Here is a 3,952-nt window from a genome sequence, read left to right on the forward strand (position 1 = left end):
GGAATATTATGTCTGCTTTTAAAAAGTCACTTCTTGTTGCTGGCGTAGCAATGATTCTTTCCAATAACGTATTTGCTGACGAAGGTCACGGCATTGTTAAATTTAAAGGTGAAGTTATCTCTGCTCCATGTTCAATTAAACCAGGTGACGAAGACTTAACTGTAAATCTGGGTGAAGTAGCAGATACCGTTCTGAAAAGCGACCAGAAATCTTTGGCTGAGCCTTTCACTATTCACCTGCAAGACTGCATGTTGAGCCAGGGTGGAACCACTTATTCAAAAGCGAAGGTTACTTTCACCACAGCGAATACTATGACGGGTCAGACTGACCTGCTGAAAAACACCAAAGAAACTGAAATCGGTGGTGCCACAGGCGTTGGCGTACGTATTCTGGATAGCCAGAGCGGCGAAGTGACTTTAGGTACTCCGGTAGTAATTACATTCAACAATACTAACAGCTATCAGGAACTGAACTTCAAAGCTCGTATGGAATCCCCAAGCAAAGATGCTACCCCGGGCAACGTTTACGCTCAGGCTGACTATAAGATTGCTTACGAGTAATCACATTAGGCCGGGTTCGCCCGGCCACATCATTAACGGATTAATGATAAGTGGAACAGATGTATAAAAAATTAAAATTAACCACAATAAGCGAATTGATTAAAAATATTTATTGTTCATTATCCGTTCTCATCATTGGTTGTGCGTCAGCTTATGCCGTTGAATTCAACAAAGATTTAATCGAAGCCGAAGATCGTGAAAACGTTAACCTTTCCCAATTTGAAACTGATGGCCAATTACCCGTAGGTAAATACTCATTAAACGCTCTTATTAATAATAAAAGGACGCCAATCCATCTGGACCTGCAATGGGTATTAATTGATAACCAAACTGCAGTTTGTCTGACTCCAGAGCAATTAACATTATTAGGCTTTACTGATGAGATTATTGAAGAGGCTCAGCAAAACCTGATCGATGGTTGTTACCCTATCGAAAAAGAAAAACAAATTACAACTTATCTCGATAAAGGGAAAATGCAATTATCCATATCTGCACCTCAGGCATGGTTAAAATACAAAGATGCAAACTGGACGCCTCCTGAACTTTGGGATCATGGTATTGCTGGGGCATTTCTTGACTACAATTTATATGCCTCTCATTATGCACCACATCAGGGCGATAATTCACAAAATATAAGTTCCTATGGGCAGGCTGGGGTTAATCTTGGGGCCTGGCGCCTGCGTACTGATTACCAGTACGATCAGTCATTTAACAATGGCAAAAGCCAGGCGAACAACCTGGATTTTCCGCGTATTTATTTGTTTCGCCCAATCCCAGCAATTAATGCAAAACTAACTATAGGTCAATACGATACTGAATCCTCTATTTTCGACTCTTTCCATTTTTCTGGCGTTTCGTTGAAAAGCGATGAGAATATGTTGCCGCCTGATCTACGTGGTTACGCACCGCAAATCACGGGTGTTGCACAAACGAATGCAAAGGTCACTGTCTCACAGAACAACCGTATTATTTATCAAGAAAATGTTCCTCCTGGCCCATTTGCTATTACTAATTTATTCAATACATTACAGGGGCAACTGGACGTCAAGGTTGAAGAAGAGGACGGGCAAGTCACGCAATGGCAAGTTGCATCTAATAGTATTCCTTATCTGACGCGTAAAGGGCAGATTCGCTACACCACTGCTATGGGTAAACCGACCAGCGTTGGTGGTGATTCCTTACAACAACCCTTCTTCTGGACTGGTGAATTCTCATGGGGTTGGCTGAACAATGTATCCCTGTATGGTGGTTCAGTTTTAACAAACCGTGATTATCAATCTCTGGCTGCCGGCGTTGGCTTTAACCTTAACTCATTGGGTTCATTATCTTTTGATGTCACACGATCTGATGCTCAGTTGCATAATCAGGATAAAGAAACGGGTTATAGCTACCGCGCTAACTATTCAAAACGTTTTGAATCTACCGGTAGCCAGCTCACTTTCGCTGGTTACCGTTTCTCTGATAAAAACTTTGTGACAATGAATGAATATATCAATGACACTAACCATTACACGAATTATCAGAATGAAAAAGAGAGTTATATTGTCACGTTTAACCAGTATCTTGAATCATTAAGGTTAAATACATACGTAAGTTTGGCTCGTAATACTTACTGGGACGCCAGCAGTAATGTGAATTATTCATTATCACTTAGCCGCGATTTTGATATCGGGCCATTAAAAAACGTCTCCACTTCTCTAACATTTAGCCGAATAAACTGGGAAGAAGACAACCAGGATCAACTGTACCTAAATATTTCGATTCCCTGGGGAACCAGTAGAACATTGAGCTATGGTATGCAACGAAATCAGGATAACAAGATTTCGCATACTGCTTCGTGGTATGACTCTTCCGATCGAAATAATTCCTGGAGCGTTTCTGCTTCAGGCGACAATGATGAATTCAAAGATATGAAAGCGTCACTACGCGCCAGTTATCAGCATAATACCGAGAACGGTCGTCTCTATCTCTCCGGGACATCACAGCGAGACAGTTATTATTCTCTGAATGCCAGTTGGAATGGTTCATTCACGGCGACTCGTCACGGAGCCGCTTTCCATGACTATAGTGGTAGTGCTGACTCGCGTTTTATGATCGACGCAGATGGTGCAGAAGATATTCCGTTGAACAATAAACGCGCGGTAACTAATCGGTATGGCATCGGAGTTATTCCATCAGTCAGCAGTTACATAACAACATCATTAAGCGTTGATACCCGAAATCTTCCAGAAAATGTGGATATCGAAAACTCGGTTATCACCACCACCTTAACCGAAGGTGCTATTGGCTACGCCAAACTTGATACCCGCAAGGGCTATCAAATCATGGGGGTTATTCGCCTGGCAGATGGTAGTCACCCACCACTGGGGATTAGCGTAAAAGATAAAACCAGCCATAAAGAATTAGGACTGGTTGCTGATGGCGGCTTTGTATACCTCAACGGCATTCAGGATGACAGCAAACTTACTTTACGCTGGGGTGATAAATCCTGTTTTATTCAACCACCCAATAGCAGCAACTTAACCACCGGAACGGTTATTTTACCGTGTATTAGCCAAAATTAATTCAGGATGAAACTAATGCGCTACTTAAACACAAAGAATCTCATTGCAGCAGGAGTATTACTCGCCTGCATGAGCAGCATTGCCTGGGGTGCCATCATCCCGGACCGTACCCGTATCATAATGAATGAGTCAGATAAAGGGGAAGCATTAAAACTTACTAATCAAAGCAAAAATCTACCCTATCTGGCGCAAACATGGATAGAAGATACGAAAGGCAATAAATCACGTGACTTTATTGTCACGGTTCCCCCTATGGTACGTTTAAATCCCAGTGAGCAAATTCAAATAAGAATGATAAGTCAGGAAAAAATTGCTCAACTGCCTAATGACAGAGAAACGCTCTTCTATTTTAACGTGCGAGAAATACCGCCAAAAACAGATAAAAAAAATGTGATGCAAGTCACTATGCAGCACGCATTGAAACTATTCTGGCGACCAAAAGCTATTGAATTAGAAGATGATGGGGTAATGTCTTACGAAAAAGTTGAAATCATCCGTAGAAATGATGGTTCGATCCGCTTTAACAATAAGATGCCTTATCACGTTACGCTGGGTTATATCGGAACAAACGGAATCACAATGTTGCCACAAACGCAAAGTTTAATGGTAACCCCTTATAGCCATGCAGATACGCAGTTTAAAAATGTTCCGTCAGCTTTTCAGGTTGGTTATATCAATGATTTTGGTGGATTAAGTTTTTATGAAATAAACTGCCCGACGGTTAATAACTCTTGTAATGTTTCCGTAGCCAAACGAGATAAATAATATGCGCTACTTATTAATTGTAATTATATTTATTATAGGTTTTAGTGCATTACCTGTATGGGC

The 3,952-nt window shown here is 41.3% G+C and carries 3 protein-coding genes; all 3 read left to right on the forward strand.

The features are described 5' to 3' along the window. The first annotated feature begins 8 nt into the window (after positions 1-8). The 3 genes from E0D98_RS21945 to E0D98_RS21955 are packed head-to-tail and all read left to right on the forward strand — an operon-like array spanning position 9 to position 3,889. Positions 9-560 carry a fimbrial-like protein gene (locus tag E0D98_RS21945; protein WP_001272149.1) on the forward strand — a complete coding sequence of 184 codons (552 nt, stop codon included), beginning with the start codon at positions 9-11 and terminating at the stop codon, positions 558-560. Between the two features lie 59 nt (positions 561-619). Then, positions 620-3,124: a fimbria/pilus outer membrane usher protein gene (locus tag E0D98_RS21950; protein WP_000277119.1), complete on the forward strand. Its 2,505-nt coding sequence runs from the start codon at positions 620-622 to the stop codon at positions 3,122-3,124. 15 nt (positions 3,125-3,139) lie between these two features. Further along, a complete protein-coding gene (locus E0D98_RS21955) occupies positions 3,140-3,889 on the forward strand; it encodes a molecular chaperone (RefSeq protein ID WP_001269825.1) in 750 nt (249 codons plus the stop codon). The last annotated feature ends 63 nt before the right edge of the window (positions 3,890-3,952 follow it).

The organism is Escherichia sp. KCJ4928 (assembly GCF_004352695.1).
Taxonomy (GTDB): Bacteria; Pseudomonadota; Gammaproteobacteria; order Enterobacterales; family Enterobacteriaceae; genus ECMA0423.